The organism is Yersinia enterocolitica (assembly GCA_002082245.2).
In the GTDB taxonomy this organism is placed as follows: domain Bacteria; phylum Pseudomonadota; class Gammaproteobacteria; order Enterobacterales; family Enterobacteriaceae; genus Yersinia; species Yersinia enterocolitica_E.
The window spans coordinates 160,685-181,719 of record NBTC02000001.1 but is presented as its reverse complement, the minus strand read 5'-3'; the positions used below and the strand labels follow the sequence as shown (position 1 = coordinate 181,719).

Here is a 21,035-nt window from a genome sequence, read left to right as displayed (position 1 = left end):
CATTCGGGGATCTAAATCGCCACGATCCATGGTCAGGCGTTCTTGAAAGATGCGATTGAGTTTCCTAACCATCAAGGAAATCTCCGTAAAAACGGAGAGTCTATCAATAATCAGGGTGGTGCACTTTTACACCATAATTCCCCGATCCCTTGGTCTACTTTTGCACAATATTTAACACGAATCCTTACCCCTAGCTATTATGATTGAACCAATAAACGTCTCCGCTGTATGTCACGGGACAGTCAATATAATCCAGTCCATCTTTTTCAGGGAGGATGACATCACTATCTATCACGATTTCCGCCCGGGTTACAGCCACTCCAAAATCTTTAGGATTATCTCGTATATCAGCATTAAATTTAATTGCAGGTTCAGTATAAGTCGTTGTCCCTTTATAGCTTCCAGCGGCTATATCTTGTGTGGATACTTCAACCCGTCGGCCTTTTGTTCTTTTACCACCCAACTCCATACAGTGAGCCAGATCATCTTGTATCGTATTCATGCCAGGCATGAGAGCACGAGCGTCCAGCATCAGACTTTGTGCGAGTGCTGCAGACAGCGTAGTTATTGCTGTACTTGAACATAATGCAGCACGGAATCCGTCAGATATATCTCCCTGTATACACATTATTTCTTCACGTTGTTTCTCCGTTGGCATGTGATCTTGGTTGTCACAAATTGCATCATTCAATACTCGTCGAGCGTCCGGTTTCAATTGAACCCCCTCAATAACCACTTGATCAATAATACCCTCACCAGCAATAAGATTTCTGGGGATATCGCACCAAAAACTCTCAACAGGATGTGAACGCTGAATATTTGGGCTCGTGTAAGGAGTTGTTGGTAATACCAGCGCTTTTTCAGCTACAAGCATGAATTCATCTTGAATACTTGCCCCGAGACGTTGTTGTAAACGCATAGCATTATGGGTAATCTGATCAAACATTATTCGATTATTCCCCTTACACCTTCCCGCTGCAACTGACAGAGAGAGATAACAGGGTAGTGTGTCACACGAAGGCATATAACAGGTATGACCCTGTTCCGATACCCATGCTTTATCTAATTTAACCGATGGTTCCTTGCTTTGAAGACTAGCCAGGATCGTACGGGCGTCTTCCCCAGAAAAAATAGCATTCTGATTACTAAAAGGTTTATTTTGAGTAAGGTTCCACGTCGTTGCTGACACCGACTCATCATCCTTTTTTGATAGATATATTGCCGAACCGTCATTGTAAACAGCTTGCCACGATGTTTCCGTTATCTGCTTGAGCGGATCCATTAGAGACCTTGCCTCTTGTATTTGCTCGGTGTTGAACTTTGGAGAGTAAAAACCTAATGTAATAACATGCAATAATTTTTCCCCACCATCCATCTGGCTCCATTTCTTTTTTGCCGAGGTATCAGACGTTACTTGTGTGAGTAGTTCTGCAGAGGCAGAGACCTTTTGAAAGGTACGAAGTGCCTCGTTTCCATTAGTGATTGGCATGATAATCTAAAGCTTTTTTTTAAGAAGAAAACACATAAATATAGCATATCGTGATCTGAAGATATCAATATCCGCTCATTCCGGAGAACATGAAAATCTGTGGGACGTACCATGATATTGGGTTCTGTCGCATTAAGGCGTCGTCAGGTAACATGCTGTTTTTTTACGATGTTGCCTGCCCATGTCTCTCATCCGAAAAGCCTTCCGTCGCCTGCATTACCCCACTGATGTTATCGCTCAGTGTGTTCGCTGGTATCTCGCTTATGCCCTGAGCCTGCGTAACCTCGAAGAGATGATGGCAGAGCGCGGTATTCTTGTTGACCACTCCACTCTGCATCGTTGGGTTATCCGCTTGGTACCGTTGTTAGATAAGGTTTTTCGCCGACACAAGCACACAGTAGGTCGGCGGTGGCGCATGGATGAAACCTACATCAAAATCAAAGGCCAGTGGAAGTATCTGTATCGGGCGGTCGATACAGCAGGTCACACCATCGACTTTTTGCTGACCGCCAAACGGGACTCTGCAGCCGCATTACGCTTCTTTCGCAAGGCTATTCGCCATCACGGCGAACCCGAGGTTGTCACTATCGATAAAAGTGGGGCTAACACCGCAGCTTTGGCCACGCTCAACGCCGACAAACCCGATGAGGAAGCGATTACCGTCAGGCAAAGTAAGTACCTGAACAACCTGATTGAGCAAGATCACCGAAATATCAAACGTCGGAGTCGACCGATGCTGGGATTCAAATCGTTTCGGCGGGCACAAACGATCCTGGCCGGCATCGAACTGAGCAACATGATACGAAAAGGGCAATATCAACATCCGCAAAGTGAGGGATTGTCACTCGCGGAACAATTCTATTTGCTGGCTGCCTAAATAACCGACAACGCAACTTTGGCCAACTTCATGTCACTAATGCGACAAAGCCTAAAAAAGGCTTGATTGGCTGGGCGATATCGTTTTCCCCGGATTCGGCCCTGACCGCGAAAGCGCCGTCCATGGCCTGGGAAGCACGAGGAAAGCCTGCTAATTTACTGTATCACTCGGACCAAGGCGGCCACTATATCAGCAGAAGTTTCAGACAGTTACTGTGGAGATATCAGACTTCGCGCATGCAAATCGTCAGCTCTTGACATAGGAGCGTCAACAGCCCGATGGAACATTTTTTTAGAAGTCTGAAAACGGAGTGGGTGCCGGATAATGGATACGCTAATTTTAGCGAAGCCAGCACAGCGATAACGAATTACATAATGGGATATTGCAGCTAGCTCAGACCTCATCAATATAATGGTGGTTTGACGCCGAATGAATCAGAACGATTGTTCTGGAAAAACTCTAAAGTCGGGGCCAATTTTTATTGACCACTACAATTATCCTTATGTAGGAAAGTGTAATTCACATATTTATACCGAACTTATCCACCATATCTGTGGATAAGTATGCATTTTGCGTTTCAATGCCCATTTTTATACCGCATCTAGTGTTTGATGTTAGCAAAAATACGGTCAGAGGAGGGTACTCCTACCAATTTTTCCAGTATAATACCCCAGATCAGTAAGCGAAACTTGATGCACAATAATTCCAGCAATATTATTGAACCGGGGCGGTTTTGAACTAGAAAATTAAGTCAAAACTTTGCACTTTAGTTGCGTCTATTCACATACCCATAAGCTCTTTCTACCCTTAGATATTAATACCCAGAGTCATGAATACTGATTTATTAATCACACGATTTTAGGTAATCATATAAACGTCTAAATAAATACAAAAATATTTATCCCATTACTCTGTGTAGCTTCGAAGTTTTTCCGGCGGAACACCTATATTTAGCTGACTTATCATATACGTTGCTTCCTGAAGTACGTACCTCCAGCAGTTTTTGATATCCAAACGCCCCTGTCTTCCGGTAAATATTACCTCCACGTTTTTGTATGAGCCAGAATGATTACTGTCATAAATTCGTGGTCTTTGGTTTGGACGGCATACCAAAAGGACTTCATGATCTTCACTTAAGATACCAGGTCTATGCAGTAACCCGATTGGAGTGATGATGGTTTTATTTTTCCTATTAGCCTCTTCTTGCCATTCGTTACAGGCTTTTCCAAATGATTCAAATGATAACGAACAATGAGATCCAAACAGAACCTCATTATTTTCTGAAAAGTAGCATTGACTATAAGCCTCCGTTACGGGTTCTGTTGGTTCATTCAAAAGAACTACGTCAGCAGACGATAATTCGTTGTTGTCAAAAGGTGTTCGTTCAGATTCGGGTATATAGATCGGATTTATTCCCAACGCATTGATACAATCATCCTGTAGCTTACGGATTGTAGAATCCGTTCCTTTCTCCAAAGACTTAGTGGGAATATCGTGGGCCGGAGTACAAATGTAAGCCAAAAAAGCCTTAAAATTTACCTGCGCTTCAGACTTTAACGGGATTAACGGTAACTCTTCCTTATTACTAGTAATACTGCATTCGGTGGTATCTAAAACTCCTGGAGTAATACAAATACTATATCCCCCCCCATTCAAAATCTATTCGCTCCAGGCAACTTAATTGTTGTTGCTTATCGCCTGATACGAGTTTAATTGCATTTAAAATAGCAGTTCTGAAGCTAGTGAACTCCTCTATATTAGCCCTCGTAACACCACCAAATGTTATCAAGTTAACCAATTTTTGTAGAAATGTCTTTGGATTCAATAAATTATTACTTTCTTTGATGCTGCCAAAGCAGCACCGAGATCTTGTACATTAACACTCGAAAGACACATGATTAACTTTCCTCTCTTTCTCAACGTAAAATGCATGTTTTACTAACTATTTCAGTATTGATATATCATTGCAATTAGGTGAACACCTGATTTCATTGGATTAAGGTTAGTAACGTGCTAGGCATTTTTGTGATGAATTTCTCAAAAAAGAGGGAATTATTTTGATTAGGTCTTGATGGTGCGTGTCCTTTGCGTGTACTATGCGTGAATCAAGCACACGAAAAGAACACAGCGGTTTGGAGGCTGTACCCCGGCAAGAGTCACAGCCTCCACTTCGCATCGAGATAACGAGAGAAGGAATGCCCGATGAACCAGAACAGTATTCTAGCACTTGCTCTGCGATATTCCCAAGTTAAAAAAAGTGAGCATGTACGAGTACCTGCCATGAAAAATAAAGATCTTTGTGTTTTTTTTGGCGAGATCAATAAAGAGAAAATCAAAGCCCGTATTAATCAGCTGACCCAACAGCGCGAACTGAAGCCTTTTAATAAATCTGTGTCTATGGCCATGCTTGGCATTCGGCACAATGGCAGTTCTGTGAGGGCCTTTTAATGAAAGGATTAAAAATGTCGCCTAGAATGACCCCACAAGCATTTTTACTTAGAAAAGTGAAGTTAAAGGCCGGTAAAGTTACTTGGGATACGATTGCAGATCGTCTTGGTATTCCGCTGAGGACTTTGAAATCTTATATTGCGCCTGAAGGAAGCTCTAATTTCCGTGTTATGCCGGAAGAGTTGATTGCCAAGATTGAAAATGAATTTGATATTCAAGTCGGTCAAATTTTTGCTGAGCCAGATGATACTTATAAACCGCGTAAAAAGGTCATTGCAATTTCTGCCCAGAAAGGTGGGGTAGGTAAGACCACTATAGCGGCTTATGTAGCAGCTGCCTACGCTAAACAAGGCTATAAGGTATTGGCCATCGATATGGACCCTCAGGCAAACCTTACTGAGCAATTTTTCCGTGAAGATGAAACGTTTCCTTTGGAAATTGAACCAGAGATCGATGCGGAGATATTTGTACCAGGGGTATCGCATGTCTGGAATATGTTTACGCCAGATAAGACATTCAGACCTCTGCGCATTAGCAATAACTTGTATTTGATTGGTTCCAGTTTAGATTTGGCCCAGACTCAAAGTGATAATCTATCAGTGGTCGATATATTTCATAAACGAATTCAGGAGGTTAAGGATTGTTTTGATATCATCATTATCGATACCTTACCTTCCTTTGGTAATCTGTTGGCAGCAGCACACCGGTCATCTGATTGGTTGGTTATCCCAACAGAACTCGCTCGTTTCGCTAAGAAAGGCATTCGCCTACAAATTACCACTGCCAATAATACCATCAGTCAGTTCGACCACGACTTACGATTATTGGGGGTAGTGATTAACAAGGCCACTTTCGTGAATAGAACCAAACATAAATTGCTGAATATTCAAGATGCTTATTTATCATCTTTGGATGAGCAATATGGCGATTTACTGATGAAGCCCATTATTGGGACTTCACCAAAGATCAGTGAGGCACAGTTATTAGCACAATCTATTTTGGATTACGCACCGGCTTCGGAACCTGCGATGCAATTTACCGATCTTGCCCAAGAGATTATGACCAGGATTGAACATCAGGAGAATGATGATGAGCAAGAATAAATTCGCCGCCGCTGCTCGAGCAGATAACAATAAGACCCCTGCGCTGGGTTCACTGATTCGCCCCAAGAAAGATGTGGAAGAAGTCGTTTGGATGGATACCAGCAAAATCTACTCAAATCCACAGGTTCGGACCTATTTTGACCCTGAAGAGATAGAGGCCCTGGCCAAGACGCTAAAAGGCGGCAAACAAAAGCAAGCGATCACCGTATTCCCTGCTGATGAAGATGGCAGATATTGTATCTATATTGGTGAGAGAAGATGGCGAGCATGTAAGCTTAATAATGAGCCAGTAAGAGCATTTGTCGACCGTTCGTTAGCTAAGGGCTTGACTACCCATGATCGTATTATTGGTCAGTTAGTTGAGAACGTGGCCCGAAACGATCTAACTGCCTTGGAACTGGCTAAAGCATTTGATGATTTGCGTCAAGCAGGTATGAAAGTTGTTGATATTGCCGAGAGTATCGGAAAAAAATCGCCCTTTGTCTCAAAACATCTGAAACTGCTGGAAATGCCTGAAGCTGTCGTTGAGCTTTATAACAAAAATATTGTCACCTATGTTGAGACTCTCAATATTCTTTCAGAATTGTACAAGATTAGTCCCGAATCTGCTGAACAACTTATTGCCCAAGCTGAAGATCAAGGTGGATTGGGGCGTCCTGAAGCCCAGAAATGGTTGGATATTGCTAAAGGGAAAATCAAGCTGACCGAACCCCTGAATGACAATGCACTAAAGTCACCTGAAAACCAGAGCCAAATACCGACAGAGAGTGGCATTCCCACTTCAAATTCTCAGCCGACGGAGCCTCAGGAGCCCGTCATCACGGCTACCCCACAGATTATTGGTATAGAGCAAACTGTAATTGCTATTGACGGTAGTCATAATGAAGCCAACACCCAGCCGACTGAGCCTCAGGAATCTCTAATCACGTCTAACCGACTGGTAAGCAATCAGAATGTGCAGCCTCTGCAAACCAAAGTATTGGTGATGATTGATAATGAAGAGTATGAATTATTGACCAATAAACCCAGTGAAGATGGGGATGATGGTGAGGCTATGGTTTGGGTTAGAGGCAGTGATGGTTTTGACATTGAAGTTCCAAGTAGTGATTGCACACTTATTCGGGTTGAGTTGATTGACTGAATCTATTGGTACACTGACGCCCCCAATTATGCGGCATCACCTGCGTCGGGCCGTAAAAGTGTTAAACCAGTTCCTCACGTGCCACGGGTTCATAAAGCATCCGGGAAAAACGTTCATCGGGCGTATCGCCAGGGGAACGGACTGGATGGGGTTCTGGCTGAATGACAAGGAGGGCGGTGACCCCGCCCCCCGTGCCGTGAACAACATGCTGCAGAAACTGCGCCGGCTTTATGAGCAGACCCGCCACCTGAGCGCGTCACAGCGACAGGTCCGGGTGGCACAGTATCTGTCGCACTGGTTGCGGTGGGCGAATTCAGAGCCGTTGTCGGCGGTCAGGGTTTTAAAATCGCAGAAAGTATTGGCGACAATTTATCTGATAGCCGCTACCCCAGTCTCTGCGCCCTTGATGGGCAGCTTGACAATACTGTCCATCTTGAATGCCCATAAAAACACAATTAACACCAACAACCCCAAGGTTAAAGCCTAAAAACTAAAAGCTAAAGACCCTGCCGACACGCAACATAGGTGCTGAAGCGGTCGTTGAGTCTGTCGACGAGGCCATCGTCCAGGTCGACGACGTAGTGGTAGCCATCACCATTGGCCTCAGACGTCCAATAGCCGTAGCTGCTGAAACCGGAACCACCGTAGTTATCCATGTCGCCCCATTCCGACCACAATGAGCTGACACCGCGGGTGTCATAACCCAGCGTTAACCCGGCCACTGCTGGCTGCGTTGCCCCCTGTGCCGTACACCAGGCGGCAGAGTCACTCCAGGTCATTCCTGTGTCGCCATTGTTGATAAACCAGTCAGTTACCCTGAAGGTATAACTCAGCGGGTCGCCGCCTGACTTCGGTGTGGCGGTGATGGTCACGGGGGTAGCAGTGCCTTTTTGCGTAAAGCTCACCTTACCGGTGCTGTCCACCGTGGCCCAGCTACTGTCGCTGCTCCAGGTGTAGTCACTCGCCTGTCCGGTAGCATTTAACGTAAATTCTGCCCCGGTAAAGCCGGTACTCGGGAACCCCGCATCAACCGTGAATGTCGCTCCGTTGACGGCGATATCCGTAAACGGTAATGTCGGCACCGCCACAAAGGTGGTGTTCACTGTTGCGCTGCCCCCGTTGCTCAGGCTGGACGTCACGGTGGCGGTGCCTGCTGTGGTGTTGGTCAATGTCGCCGTGGCTTTACCGTCTGCGCCGGTGGTGCCAATCACGGTGGTAATGGTGGCCCCGTTGCCCGCACTGAACGTCACGGCCTCACCGGCCACCGGACTCCCGTTCGCATCCGTTACGGTCGCCTGCACCCCATTGGTGGAGATGCCGTTGGCCGGCGCGTTGTCCGTGGTCACCGTCAACTGCGGTGCAATGACCGTGCCCGGTATCACGGTCACCTGCATCGTCGCCCGTGACGACACATTGCCCTGACGGTCATACGCGATAGCCCCTACGGTGTGAATATTGCTGCTGTTGGTATTGCTGTTGGCAGGTGCATAGGCCGGCAGCGTGATGGCCACTGCCTGTGGCGACACCGTCGTCAGCGCCCCACCCGCCGCCACCAGACTCGCACTGTCCCACTCAATTCGCGACAGCCCATATTTACTGCTCACCTGTGCGGTGACCGTCGCCGTTGAGCCTGCCTCGGCACTGACCTGCCCCGGCAGGGTCACCCGCACCAGTTCCTGCTTCTGATAATCCAGCACAATATGGTTGTTACGCTCCACCAGGTCATGACGACTGCCGGCCAGGGTACGGCTACCGGCCACCGCTGACGGGTCAAGATGGGACTGCCAGGAGACGCCCGGACGGTAGGTCAACTGCAGGTTGATACGGCTGTCATGGTGACCGCCATTACCGGCACGGTGTTCTGCCCCCACGGTCAGCAGCGGAACCGGGGTGTAACTGAGACCAGCCGTCACCGCTGACGGGTTCTTCTGCCGTTCGTCTTTGCCAAACAGCGCCACTTCTTCGCCGCGGTATTGTTCATACATCAGCTTGCCGCCCAGCTGCGGATACGCAGGCAGATAGGCCTCCGCCCGAATATCGTAGCCATCGGCCGGGCGTTCATTGTAATCGGCAAAATCCCGCGACTGATGCCAGTCGGTGGTGCCAAAATAGCTATTGGCCGAGACCTTCAGGTAATCGGTCCAGGCTTCGGCCCCGACCCCCACCCGGCGGTTCTTGCCGGTCAGGTCGTTGTCAAAGAAGGTATTGACCCCATACATCCAGTTATTGTGGAAGGTGCGCACCCCCGCCCCGATGTTGACGGTATTGCGGCTGTCTTTATTTCGGGCACCCAACTGGGTAAACAACAGGGAGGTCTGATTGTCATAAAGGGGCACCAGCACATCAAGGGCACTGCCATCAAGGTGGAAGTCATCATTGACGTTCAACTGAACGCGGGCAGTACCGAACTGACTCAGCCACTGCTGGGCTGCGCTGTTAAATTCGTTGTTGGCGGCTGAGCGCAGCAGGCGTTCACCGGATTTGGCGACATCCCCACTGGCCAGCGCGGCGGCACCGGTCTGGGCGTAGCGCGCCAGTGCCGAGTCCGAAGCGGCGGGAGCCTGGTCGGCAGAAAACACCGAAGCGGTGTGCGGCATATCCGGCGCCTGAACCGGCTTCTCACTGCCGGCAATGACCATTGACGGTGTAAAGACCACCGCCAGCGGGAAAGCAACCTGCGTGACAATGGTCAGCCAGGCCATGGGATTGATGCGAAAGCGCGCAGCGCGCGGGGAAGCATGTGGGGTCATAATAAAAACCTGTCAGAGGCGGTGAAGTCTGAATAACACCGGGGATCAACAATAGAGGGCTCGGCTGCTCACGCATCGCGCCCCGAAGGCAAAACAGAGAGTTTGCGTGCATCGTCCGGGGCGTCGTGGCTATCCTGTTTTGACGCGTGTTGAGGGGATTTTTGCCAGCAATAACTGTATTGGCCTCAGAATGCCGTGCGGCGGCTTATTGTTCCTGATGGAATTATGATGAGGCACTGAATATATACGTGTGTTTTGATGAGGGTGTAATGGAATAGAAAATACCGTGAGGTGAAATAGCTAATTTAAAGTGGTCATGTTGTTAATTTGAATAATCTCGCGGGATTAACGGGAAATATAGGGTGCTGTGGCAAAAATAGGGGGAGAGTAAGCTAAAACGCCCTGTTCCCCATTCACCAATACCGATGAATGCCACGTTATTCATGATAGCTGCGCCTGAATCTATGGTCCCGACCATTTTTGCAACACTGATTTTGATTTATGATGGGCTGGCTTAAATCTATCCGGCGTCACTATAGGGTTCTGTCGCATTAAGGCGTCGTCAGGTAACATGCTGTTTTTTTACGATGTTGCCTGCCCATGTCTCTCATCCGAAAAGCCTTCCGTCGCCTGCATTACCCCACTGATGTTATCGCTCAGTGTGTTCGCTGGTATCTCGCTTATGCCCTGAGCCTGCGTAACCTCGAAGAGATGATGGCAGAGCGCGGTATTCTTGTTGACCACTCCACTCTGCATCGTTGGGTTATCCGCTTGGTACCGTTGTTAGATAAGGTTTTTCGCCGACACAAGCACACAGTAGGTCGGCGGTGGCGCATGGATGAAACCTACATCAAAATCAAAGGCCAGTGGAAGTATCTGTATCGGGCGGTCGATACAGCAGGTCACACCATCGACTTTTTGCTGACCGCCAAACGGGACTCTGCAGCCGCATTACGCTTCTTTCGCAAGGCTATTCGCCATCACGGCGAACCCGAGGTTGTCACTATCGATAAAAGTGGGGCTAACACCGCAGCTTTGGCCACGCTCAACGCCGACAAACCCGATGAGGAAGCGATTACCGTCAGGCAAAGTAAGTACCTGAACAACCTGATTGAGCAAGATCACCGAAATATCAAACGTCGGAGTCGACCGATGCTGGGATTCAAATCGTTTCGGCGGGCACAAACGATCCTGGCCGGCATCGAACTGAGCAACATGATACGAAAAGGGCAATATCAACATCCGCAAAGTGAGGGATTGTCACTCGCGGAACAATTCTATTTGCTGGCTGCCTAAATAACCGACAACGCAACTTTGGCCAACTTCATGTCACTAATGCGACAAAGCCGCTTTGTTTGCTTTGACTGCTACCGGCTGAAACGACAGTTGCCGGGGAGATTTTTACCCACTGAAAGATCACGCCTTATCACAGCGCAGAGTCGGGTAGGAAACTGCTGGTGAGACAGCAGGTTTCTCCGCACTGATTACTGCACATATTGGCTGAAACAATCACAGGAACAGACTCGTGTCGCACCACAATCTCCTATATAGGCTCAATTTCCCACTTTTCGTTCAGAATACTCGCGAGCGCCCTGTCAGTCAGGACTTTATCGGTCACAGAATTATAAAAACTCTTGTCCATATCATTCATAATCTTCAACCCAATTATGCGTTCTGCATCGGGGTCGTAGCTCATGTTAAGGCCTGCCAGCTCAGCACTAACCCGCTCTGCGTACTTATTTTCATAAGCCTGTAATCGCTCATTCATGGCATCCTCCCAAGTGTCTCGCTCTATACGCTCCAGCACTTTATGCCACGGTTTCCATTGTGCCAACCAATCCTTGAACTGGCTATTTTCTGCTCTTTTTACTGTCATTTCAGCGGCCTGGATATCATTGTTCGTTACGCCTGAAATGCCTAAAAAGAGCATGTTTTCCGTCGTGGTCGACAACTCGAGAGGCTTGTGCAGTTGATTCTGGAATGCCAGATAAACCTCAACCTCATCAACGTTTTTGCCATCCATAGCGAGTGTTTTTACTTTGTTCTGGGCAATCTGCTCAAGTTGCTCCAGACGAAACATTTCGCGGCCCGCAGAAATCAGTTCTGGCAGTTTTGTGTCAAAGTGCCCATTTTCAACATCATGTAACAGTGCCACATTCTGCATCTGATTATATGTAAGCGTGATCCTGTCGTCACAGCTGGTCGTTGCGCCCATCGCCACGGAAAATGTTTTTTCCCTCAGGCTGTCGTCATCCGCCAGCCTGGTCAACCAGGCAGCCACAGATGCCTTAAATTCCGGGCGAGTTGCGGCGCTTTGAGCATCTCCAAGACGGCTCAGAAACTGACTGAAAGCGTCGGCGTTATCTTCCGTTGCCAACGCAGTCCATTTTTCTGTCATGCTGTTTTTTTGTTCCGCAGTCAGTGTCAGCCAGTCTGGGACAGACTTATGCAAAGGCACTGTTTCTTGAACATCTGGGATTGGGGTCTGCGAGTCGTTAGACTCCTGCTCATTCATACTATTATGGCTGTAATTGAGATCATTAAAACGCTGGAGGATATATTGTGGAAGAGGATTGCCTTCAATATGAATATTTACTGTTTCTGCCAAAGCCAAATCAGACTGCGGCAGATGGGTCAGGAGGTTATTGCTGGCATCAAGAAAAATCATCGGTTCCGGCAGTGCTGGCAAATGAGTTAGCCGGTTATTGTGAACACTCAGGAAAGTCATCGCTCTCGGTAGTGCTGGCAGGCAGGTCAGTTGGTTATGGTTGGCCCCCAAAAAATTCAGAGTCACTGTCAGCTCTGGTAGACTGGTCAGTCGGTTATTGTCGACATTCAGAAAAGTAATCACACCCGACAATGGTGGCAGGCAGGTCAGTTGGTTATTGCTGGCATGAAGGTAAATCATCGTTTCTGGCGGTGCTGGTAGATAGGTCAACTGGTTATGGCAAGCATGCAGATCCGTCAGCATTTGCGGCAGTGCCGGCAAGTAGGTCAGTCGGTTATTGTCGACATTCAGAAAAGTCATCGCTCTCGGTAGTGCTGGCAGGTAGGTCAATTGGTTATTGCTGGCATGAAGGTAAATCATAGTTGCCGGCAGTGCTGGTAGATAGGTCAACTGGTTATCGCAAGCCTGCAGATCCATCAGCATTTGCGGCAGCGCCGGCAAGTAGGTCAGTCGATTATGGTCGACATTCAGTGTCGTAATATTCCTTGGCAAAAACTCCGGTAAGGAAGTGAGCCTTAACCAGCTCAAATTAAGATTATATGTGTTATTTATCAAACATTTACGCATTCTTTTCACCGCAATATTACGGCGTTCCTCCCCTACTGGGAGGAGGTCATTTTCCCACACTGACCATATTGTTTCATAGTCTATTATTGCATCAGGTGTTATTATTAACGACAGAACTGCTTCGCCATTTTTTCCTTTGATATTACATATATCATAGCTACCATTACTGCTGAGACTGAAATTACCTTTCCATCCTGGGGAGGCCAACTCCTTGAGTTTGTTAAAAGTATCCCGAACTTCATTTGGCGTTATCTCCTGCCCTCTATCTCGATAATGGTAAAGTTTATAGATGCATGCCAGAGCCTCTTTCTGATGCGTGGAAAAGAAGAAATCTTTGATTTTCTCCCATAAGCTCATTTCCGGAGGGAGGGTATTATTCCGTATGGCGGACAATCTTTCGGCACTAATATGTGCAGAGAAATATCCATTTCCCACATTGAGTGACATTTTATCTCCTTAAATACTCAAATTAACCGAGCCTTATCCAGTTGATCAATCAGGTTACCACCCCATTTTTTCGGTCGCGGTAGGACGGAGGTTACCCTCCGCCCCCCGTATAGATCCGGACGTGCGCAGCTAACGCATCCGGCTCTTACCTCGGGAGTTTGGCGTAGAAGCGTTGTAAAGGATAAGGGTGGACAACTCTGGGCTTCGGTACCCATCTTTCGCACAAGAGCTTTGCGATGGCTGTCAGACTGTCGTCTCTGCCCCCTGCCTACGTCTATCATCCCCAAAGAGTTACCTGAGATCGGTGCGTGTCAAAGTAGTTGTCGCCTCTATTAGATCATGCAGCGAGGGTTTCTCGCTCCGGATTCAGCCACACTTCATCCTGCCAACTCCAGTTTCTTGTCTGCCCTGACCAGCGATGCGGAGTTCGCATTTTTGCCGCTTCATACACCGATTTCCGTTTCTCCAGTAAAGCAACGTCTTCACCCCGGTGCCGTTGGCCTGACGTCTGACGCAGAATATCGTTGCTGCGACGGAGTTCACGAACCTCACGCTCCAGCTCTTTTAAACGCTGACGCTCACTGGTCGTAAGACTGTTCTCACCGGCACTGGCACCAGAACCACGCTCATGTTGACGCACCCAGGCCCTTAACGTGTCGGGGTTACACCCAATTTTAGGGGCAATGGAATTGAAAGCTGCGTGTTCAGATTTGTATTCACTGCGCTGCTCCAGAAGCATTCTTATAGCGCGTTCACGCAGCTCGACTGGATAACGGTTTGCTGATTTTGATGGATTGAGCAGGATCACCGAAATATTAAACGTCGGATACACCTGATGCTGGGATTCAAATTGTTCCGGCGGGCACAGACGCCCCTAGCTGGCATCGAATTGATCCACATGATACGTAAAGGGCAATATCAACATCCGCAAAGTGAGGGATTGTCACCTGCGGAACAATTTTATCTGTTGGCTGCCTAAATAACCGGCAGCGCCACTTTTGCTAACTTCTCTACGCTAATGCGACAGAGCCGTCTACTCACCCTGGTCCCCTATAAGCTATTTTTGAAAGAAATAACTTTGATGTATGCGTTAATGTATAGATTAACAATAGTGTAGGTTTCGCTTAGGAGGTCGTTATGGCAACAGTCAACATGCAACTCAATGTTGGTACAAGATCCGTTAATATGGATGAAAATCGTCTTAATCAGGTACTGAAGGCGAATTCCGCCAGGGAAGCGTATGCTACTCAAGGAGGCGGGTTATGGGCAAAATTCTGCGACTTCTTTTGTCTGGGTAATGACCGTAAAGCTATCAAGTCACTGTTCGAGTCGATAACTAATGCTCAATCTGGAACCGATCCTCTGTATCAACTGGAACGATTTCAAAGACTGTCTTCGTTTGCTAATGCCGAGCATGCCAATGAATTCGGTGCAACAGTGTCCCAATCACCAGAGAAGGCGGGCTGCTGGGAGTATTCTCTGCTGATTGGGAATGCTCCGATTTTTGAGTCTGGCCCTATAACTGAATCCGCTGAAAAGCATAAACCCTTCTTACTGGCTCAGGCGGTATGGGGAGTTAAGCAAGATATGGCGAAATTTAATGCCCTTAGCATCGGGACTGAAGGTTATGTGCAGGGGCAAATACAGTGTATTTCTGATATTGAATCCCCAGTAGGATCACTGGAGGAAGAAGGAACTTCTCGAGTGTATTTACAGATGCACTTGTACGATCCGCGTTTCTGTAAGGAGAACTTCACCGAAATTCGGCCGGTACCCGACAAACCACGTTTGTTTGATGCAATATTCCATTGTGATGGTCAAGAACTCCCTTTACGCCTGAGCAATCGTAAGGGGAGTACAGAATTTAGGGGTGAGGTGGCCCAGCAGGCTTTTAAGCAGTATCCCTACAATAACCTTCATGAGTTGTTTCTTCATGGCTATGGTACAGCAGAAGCGGATACTGATATGAAATACATTGTGGCGCCACACCGTATGGGGCTGAGATTGGTTTTGGGTGACGATTTATTCAAAGAATCACATCCTATCCTCAATGAAACAATGGTCGCCCGGACAGGTGCTGAGCCTGTCTCTGTGGGAAAATTACTGGGGATGGTCACGGAACCACCACAAACCATTTCCCAAATAGTTATTCCTCAATATGCCTAAGTGGAATGTTAAAGACGTTCACGTTTTTCAAGCCTGGACTCAGGTAAGGGTCACGTGGCAGTGATGCTGCTTTGACGTGGCTGAGGACTTCATAGACAGGTGATGGACATCTATAACTAACACTCAGCTGAAACGACGGATAAACCGAGGTTATTGTATGACGAATATCAGTGTCACCGGGAACAGCCGGGCGGGCGGATTGCCTCCGGGGCTGGATTCCCTTCCGGATGGAACTGCCATTTCCCTGTTGCAGAAAGGGCTTGAACAGGGCATCAATAAGAATAATGAGGCATTACTGCATGCCGCCATAATCGGGTTCCGGGACACTTTCCCGACGTTATCCCTCTGGGAGCGCTTCAAGGATTTTTTTGGCCTGAGCGATACTGCAGATAACCGACGGGATGCGGCTGCCCTGGGTGTCATTAGTGTGTTTTCCCGTAGTAACGTCAGGCTGAACGCTAAGGCATACGACTGCGCAGCCCTGACGCTTGCCCGGATACTGCAAGATACCGGACTGGCTCCTGAGTGTGGTTATACTGAACTGGAAACCCTGACAGCGGACACCCTGGCCCGTCTGCTGGCGCGAAACACCGTTCCTGAGGGGCTTATCATCCTGACCGGGGAAGAAATGGCGATTTGTCCGGATACCAGCGACGTTTTTTTGACTGGGAGGGTGGAGTTCCTGAATGCCGCGAATACGCCGGAATTACTGCGCCATCTGTCGCTGCCGTTTGTGGTGATGGCAGCCTGCCCCCAAGATGGGGTGGCAGAACTGATGGGGGGAGAGGAGGGCGGCACAACGCTGAAAATCCTGTACGAAAACCTGCCACAGGAGACCCGGCAGCAGTTTAAACTGTCTGAGGATTCCCACCCGGTGCTGTTCTCTCGGGATGGTGAGCTGTGTTATCCGGATGTACAGGAGACTTCAGAGTCCCTGTCTGTTCTGAAAGGGTGGTCAGAGCCTTGGTTGACACCGGAACAACAAGCCACGCTGGATACGGAACAGGTGCGATCCATTACATGCGCCATCCGAGACGGTCAGGTTGGAGCAATGGCTCTTTTTTACGGGGCCAGACTGCCGCCAAACCTGGCGGACATCAATTTTACGGGGGTATTCCTGGATAGGCAGCAGGTGCTCGCCATTACACTCGCCATCCGAAACGGTCAGGTTGGAGCAACAGCTCTTTACGGGGCCAGACTGCCGGAAGACCTGAAGGGCATCGATTTTACGGGCGTATCGCTGGATAGGCAGCAGGTGGACTCCATTACACACGCCATCCGAAACAGTGATGCTGAAGTAACGGCTCTTGACGGGGCCAGACTGCCGGAAGACCTGAAGGACATCGATTTTACGGGCGTATTGCTGGATAGGCAGCAGGTGGACTCCATTACACGCGCCATCCGAAACGGTCAGGTTGGAGCAATGGCTCTTTACGGGGCCAGACTTCCGGAAGACCTGAAGGGCATCGATTTCACGGGGGTATTCCTGGATAGGCCGCAGGTGGACTTCATTGCACACGCCATCCGAAACCATCATGCTGAAGTAACGGCTCTTGACGGGGCCAGACTGCCGGAAAACCTGGCGGGCATCGATTTCACGGGCGTATTGCTGGATACGCAGCAGGTGCTCGCCATTACACTCGCCATTCGAAACGGTCAGGTTAGAGCAATGGCTCTTTACGGGGCCAGATTGCCGGAAGACCTGAAGGACATCGATTTTGAGTTCGTATTGCTGGATAGGCAGCAGGTGGACTTCATTGCACACGCCATCCGAAACCATCATGCTGAAGTAACGGCTCTTTACGGGGCCAGACTGCCGGAAGACCTGAAGGGCATCGATTTTACGGGCGTATCGCTGGATAGGCAGCAGGTGGACTCCATTACACACGCCATCCGAAACAGTGATGCTGAAGTAACGGCTCTTTACGGGGTCAGACTGCCGGAAGACCTGAAGGACATCGATTTTACGGGCGTATTGCTGGATAGGCAGCAGGTGCTCGCCATTACACTCGCCATCCGAAACGGTCAGGTTGGAGCAACAGCTCTTTACGGGGCCAGACTGCCGGAAGACCTGAAGGGCATCGATTTTACGGGCGTATCGCTGGATAGGCAGCAGGTGGACTTCATTGCACACGCCATCCGAAACAGTGATGCTGAAGTAACGGCTCTTGACGGGGCCAGACTGCCGGAAGACCTGAAGGGCATCGATTTTACGGGCGTATTGCTGGATAGGCAGCAGGTGGACTCCATTACACGCGCCATCCGAAACGGTCAGGTTGGAGCAATGGCTCTTTACGGGGCCAGACTGCCGGAAGACCTGAAGGGCATCGATTTCACGGGGGTATTCCTGGATAGGCAGCAGGTGGACTTCATTGCACACGCCATCCGAAACCATCATGCTGAAGTAACGGCTCTTGACGGGAGCAGATTTTCGAACGATCTGGAGGGTATCGATTTTACGGGCGTATCGCTGGATAGGCCGCAGGGGCTCTCTATTATAGACTTTCATATACAAACTTCAACTTAGTGCCGTATGTAGGGCGGGGCAAGATCGCAGTTTTCAATGAACTAAATGTCACCCGTGGTGATCCCACTTCTGCCGCTGTTACCGGGAATGGAAGAAAACACGACGTCTCTCAATGCGTCAGGAACATTGAACCGCCCCTCCCTAACTATAGCCGGAGGTCTGGATATGATGAATGCTAAAGCGAAGCGAGATATAGCGCTCAAAACTATGATTATCAGGACTCGCGCAGCGGTCGCTGCGCGGCGGAGTTCCTGAGGGGATACCGCGGCTATCTGCAGGTTGACGGCTACGCGGGCTACCACAGCACGGAGGCGACGCTGGTCGGGTGCATGGCGCATGCTCGTCGCAAGTTCGAAGAAGCGCAGGGGGCCCAGCCGAACGCGAAGGTGGGCAAGGCAGTGTGGGCGCTGTCGCATATCCAGAAGCTGTACCGGATAGAGAAAGCCTGTCAGGGCAAGCCGCCGGAGGAAGTTTACCGACGACGGCAGGGCGAATCGAAGCCGCTGATGGAGGAGTTCGCCCGCTGGCTGGCGAAAACCGAGGTGCTGCCGAAGGGTTATCTGGGCAAGGCGATCGGTTACTGCCAGAAGCAGTGGCCAAAGCTGATGCGCTACCTGGAAGACGGACGTCTGGGCATCGACAATAACCGAGCAGAGCGTGCGGTCAAGCCGTTCGTCATCGGGCGCAAGAACTGGCTCTTTACCCATACGGAAGCGGGCGCGCACGCCAGCGCGCTGCTGTACAGCCTGGTGGAAAGCGCGCGAATCAACGGGTTGAACCCGTATGACTATCTTCATGCTGTGCTGACGGAGCTAAAATCGCCGGAGGAGAAGCTCGACTGGGACGCGCTCCTGCCCTGGAAAATCACCCTACCTTAAACCCCGCAGTTGATCACTGTGGGGATTTAACGACGCTTACCGATTGCTGACAAAGCACGAAGCCAGTGGCAACACCAAAGCAGTGGAACTGCTCACCCGGATATCATCGGTTGCCTGGCAGCACATCCTGCTAAACGGACATTACCGATTTCAGGGCGACGGGAAGACGATAGATCTCGATACGCTGATTGCCGAACTTGAGCTGTGATGACGGAAATAGACTTTAACGTTAACTCACTGAATCGTAATAGTACGGTGAACTCACATTGACGTAAGAGGTTGGTTCTGCATGGCACAGAACCGGTTAGTCGGTGAAGGTGTTTTCTGCGAAGGGTAACAGTTCGTGCAGGCGCTCTTCCGGCCATTCCGGTAAACGCGTCAGCACCGATTTCAACCACGCGTACGGCTCAAGACCGTTCAGCCGCGCGGTTTCCAGCAGACTCATGATGTTGGCTGCGCGTTGACCCGCCGCCAATGACCCCGCAAACAGCCCGTTCGACCGCCCCATCACCACTGGCCTGATGGCGCGCTCACACCGGTTGTTGTCCAGCGGTAATTCGCCATCATCCACGAACCGGCAAAGTGCGATTTTGTGATTCAGCGCATATTGGATAGCTTTATATAACGCCGAACCCGGCGCACAAGCTTTAACCTGGCACGCCAGCCAGACCCACAAGGCCTCCAGCCTGGGCTTCGAGTACCGTTGTCGCCACTGCCGAATTTTATCGACCGGTCGGTGTCGGATACTCTTTTCCAACTTATAAAGCTGGCCAATCATCTTCAAGGCTGTTTCTGCACGCGGATCCTGATTCGCTTTGAACAGGTCCGCAAAGCCCCGCCGCACATGCGCCCAGCAGGCCACGTTGACGACTTCACCCCCATTGTTCAGGGGATGATAGGCGGCGTAGCCGTCGCTCACCAGATTACCACGCCAGCCGCTCAGGTACGCTTGTGGATATTTCGCTGCTCGCCCGGGTTGGCTGTCGAAGCAGACGATGGCGGGTCCCGTCTTTTCCCCACTGACGTAGGCCCACAGATAACCTTTGCGGGCTTTGCCCCCCTGTTTGGCATCCAGTATCAGCAGCGGAGTTTCATCGGCATGTAACACCGTTCTTTTCAGCAATTCCAGACGCATCAATGCAACCAGTGGCTCCAGTGCAACACCCGCAGTACCGACCCAACCGGCCAGCGTACTGACAGGGATGTCCACACCACTGCGGGTAAAGATGGGGTGTTGACGATAGAGCGGTTGGTAATCCCGGTATTTGCTGACCACAACCTGTGTGACCAATCCGACCTCAGGCAGCCCTTTGGGGATGAGAGTCGCAGGCAGGGAAGCAGAGACCACGGTTTGGCAGCCATCGCAACTGTATTGGGGACGGATATAACGATTAACGACAAAGCGGGCCGGAATATAATCTAACCGCTCGCTGATTTCATCACGCATGAAGCGCAGCGTATGCCCACAATCAGGGCAGTGGTCTGATGTGGGAGCCATCACTTGCTCAACACGAGGGAGGTGTTCTGCCAGCGGTTTGCGGACGGGCGTTGAACGCTTTTCAGCCTCATCTGACCGGTCTTTGGGTAATAGAGCGTCCAACTGGGTTTGAGCGGCGGCAATATCGGCGTCAGTGTCTTCTTCAAAGAGTGAACGCTGTAGCCCAGAGAGGGCTTCACCTTTTCGTCCGAAGCGCTGTTGACGCGCCAACATCAATGCTTCTTCAAGCAACCGGATACGGTGCTCTTTTTCCTGGATAAGTGCATCTCGAGCCATGAGTGACTGCACCATGGTAAAAGCCAGAGTGCGAAGTTGGTCGATGTCATTTGTGGTCGAGAGAGCGGAGATATCCATGCTGTCCATTATACCCGCAACAGCATGGATATCCATTTATTATCAGTGGGTAAGGTGTTTTA

Annotated in this window: 16 protein-coding genes and 3 pseudogenes; 12 read left to right on the top strand and 7 right to left on the bottom strand. The window is 49.5% G+C overall.

The genetic code is table 11. The features are described 5' to 3' along the window. Positions 1 to 54: 54 nt before the first annotated feature. The gene (locus tag A6J66_000985; protein PNM27329.1) at positions 55 to 207 is read left to right on the top strand and encodes a helicase; all 153 of its coding nucleotides are present in this window, start codon (positions 55 to 57) and stop codon (positions 205 to 207) included. Here A6J66_000985 and A6J66_000980 read toward each other — a convergent pair. After that, positions 191 to 1,489, bottom strand: a complete 1,299-nt coding sequence (locus A6J66_000980) for a hypothetical protein (GenBank protein PNM27272.1) — start codon at positions 1,487 to 1,489, stop codon at positions 191 to 193. The genes A6J66_000985 and A6J66_000980 overlap by 17 nt on opposite strands. Positions 1,490 to 1,670: 181 nt before the next feature. Between A6J66_000980 and A6J66_000975 the strand changes: the two genes are divergently transcribed. Continuing rightward, entirely contained in the window at positions 1,671 to 2,366 is a 696-nt protein-coding gene (locus tag A6J66_000975) for a DDE domain-containing protein (GenBank protein ID PNM27271.1), read from the top strand. Positions 2,367 to 2,769: 403 nt separating this feature from the next. On the opposite strand, the pseudogene A6J66_000970 reads toward A6J66_000975, so the two are convergent. Both A6J66_000970 and A6J66_000965 read right to left on the bottom strand, forming a co-directional pair. Continuing rightward, positions 2,770 to 2,859 (bottom strand): annotated as a pseudogene (locus tag A6J66_000970) (mobilization protein). 413 nt (positions 2,860 to 3,272) lie between these two features. Then, entirely contained in the window at positions 3,273 to 4,022 is a 750-nt protein-coding gene (locus A6J66_000965) for a hypothetical protein (GenBank protein ID PNM27270.1), read from the bottom strand. A gap of 546 nt (positions 4,023 to 4,568) precedes the next feature. Between A6J66_000965 and A6J66_000960 the strand changes: the two genes are divergently transcribed. The 4 genes from A6J66_000960 to A6J66_000945 all read left to right on the top strand — a co-directional run bounded on the left by A6J66_000960 (position 4,569) and on the right by A6J66_000945 (position 7,545). Next, positions 4,569 to 4,814, top strand: coding sequence for a hypothetical protein (locus A6J66_000960; protein ID PNM27269.1), 246 nt, complete (start codon positions 4,569 to 4,571; stop codon positions 4,812 to 4,814). After that, positions 4,814 to 5,917 carry a hypothetical protein gene (locus A6J66_000955; GenBank protein PNM27268.1) on the top strand — a complete coding sequence of 368 codons (1,104 nt, stop codon included), beginning with the start codon at positions 4,814 to 4,816 and terminating at the stop codon, positions 5,915 to 5,917. The genes A6J66_000960 and A6J66_000955 overlap by 1 nt, the downstream gene beginning before the upstream one ends. Continuing rightward, positions 5,898 to 7,058 carry a hypothetical protein gene (locus A6J66_000950; GenBank protein PNM27267.1) on the top strand — a complete coding sequence of 387 codons (1,161 nt, stop codon included), beginning with the start codon at positions 5,898 to 5,900 and terminating at the stop codon, positions 7,056 to 7,058. The genes A6J66_000955 and A6J66_000950 overlap by 20 nt, the downstream gene beginning before the upstream one ends. 145 nt (positions 7,059 to 7,203) lie before the next feature. Further along, a complete protein-coding gene (locus A6J66_000945; protein ID PNM27266.1) occupies positions 7,204 to 7,545 on the top strand; it encodes a hypothetical protein in 342 nt (113 codons plus the stop codon). Positions 7,546 to 7,555: 10 nt separating this feature from the next. Here A6J66_000945 and A6J66_000940 read toward each other — a convergent pair whose 3' ends face one another. Then, positions 7,556 to 9,760: a hypothetical protein gene (locus A6J66_000940; GenBank protein ID PNM27328.1), complete on the bottom strand. Its 2,205-nt coding sequence runs from the start codon at positions 9,758 to 9,760 to the stop codon at positions 7,556 to 7,558. A 648-nt stretch (positions 9,761 to 10,408) separates the two neighbouring features. Between A6J66_000940 and A6J66_000935 the strand changes: the two genes are divergently transcribed. Next, positions 10,409 to 11,104, top strand: a complete 696-nt coding sequence (locus A6J66_000935) for a DDE domain-containing protein (protein ID PNM27265.1) — start codon at positions 10,409 to 10,411, stop codon at positions 11,102 to 11,104. A 247-nt stretch (positions 11,105 to 11,351) separates the two neighbouring features. On the opposite strand, the gene A6J66_000930 is transcribed toward A6J66_000935, so the two are convergent. Together A6J66_000930 and A6J66_000925 are read right to left on the bottom strand one after the other, a co-directional pair. Then, a complete protein-coding gene (locus tag A6J66_000930; GenBank protein PNM27264.1) occupies positions 11,352 to 13,550 on the bottom strand; it encodes a hypothetical protein in 2,199 nt (732 codons plus the stop codon). A 502-nt stretch (positions 13,551 to 14,052) separates the two neighbouring features. Then, positions 14,053 to 14,289, bottom strand: a pseudogene (locus A6J66_000925) (IS3 family transposase). 54 nt (positions 14,290 to 14,343) lie between these two features. Here A6J66_000925 and A6J66_000920 point away from each other — a divergent pair. From A6J66_000920 to A6J66_000900, 5 genes and pseudogenes are all read left to right on the top strand, one after another. Continuing rightward, positions 14,344 to 14,529, top strand: a pseudogene (locus A6J66_000920) (IS6 family transposase). A gap of 158 nt (positions 14,530 to 14,687) precedes the next feature. After that, on the top strand, positions 14,688 to 15,716 hold the full coding sequence (locus A6J66_000915; protein PNM27263.1) for a hypothetical protein: 1,029 nt from the start codon (positions 14,688 to 14,690) through the stop codon (positions 15,714 to 15,716). A 157-nt stretch (positions 15,717 to 15,873) separates the two neighbouring features. Continuing rightward, a complete protein-coding gene (locus tag A6J66_000910) occupies positions 15,874 to 18,243 on the top strand; it encodes a hypothetical protein (protein PNM27262.1) in 2,370 nt (789 codons plus the stop codon). A 45-nt stretch (positions 18,244 to 18,288) separates the two neighbouring features. Next, positions 18,289 to 18,498 (top strand): hypothetical protein, encoded by a 210-nt coding sequence (locus A6J66_000905; GenBank protein ID PNM27261.1) that lies wholly within the window; start codon positions 18,289 to 18,291, stop codon positions 18,496 to 18,498. 74 nt (positions 18,499 to 18,572) lie between these two features. After that, positions 18,573 to 19,121 (top strand): hypothetical protein, encoded by a 549-nt coding sequence (locus A6J66_000900; GenBank protein PNM27260.1) that lies wholly within the window; start codon positions 18,573 to 18,575, stop codon positions 19,119 to 19,121. Between the two features lie 304 nt (positions 19,122 to 19,425). Here the strand turns inward: A6J66_000900 and A6J66_000895 are convergent, their stop codons facing one another. Then, positions 19,426 to 21,009 (bottom strand): IS66 family transposase, encoded by a 1,584-nt coding sequence (locus A6J66_000895; protein PNM27259.1) that lies wholly within the window; start codon positions 21,007 to 21,009, stop codon positions 19,426 to 19,428. Positions 21,010 to 21,035 lie beyond the last annotated feature (26 nt).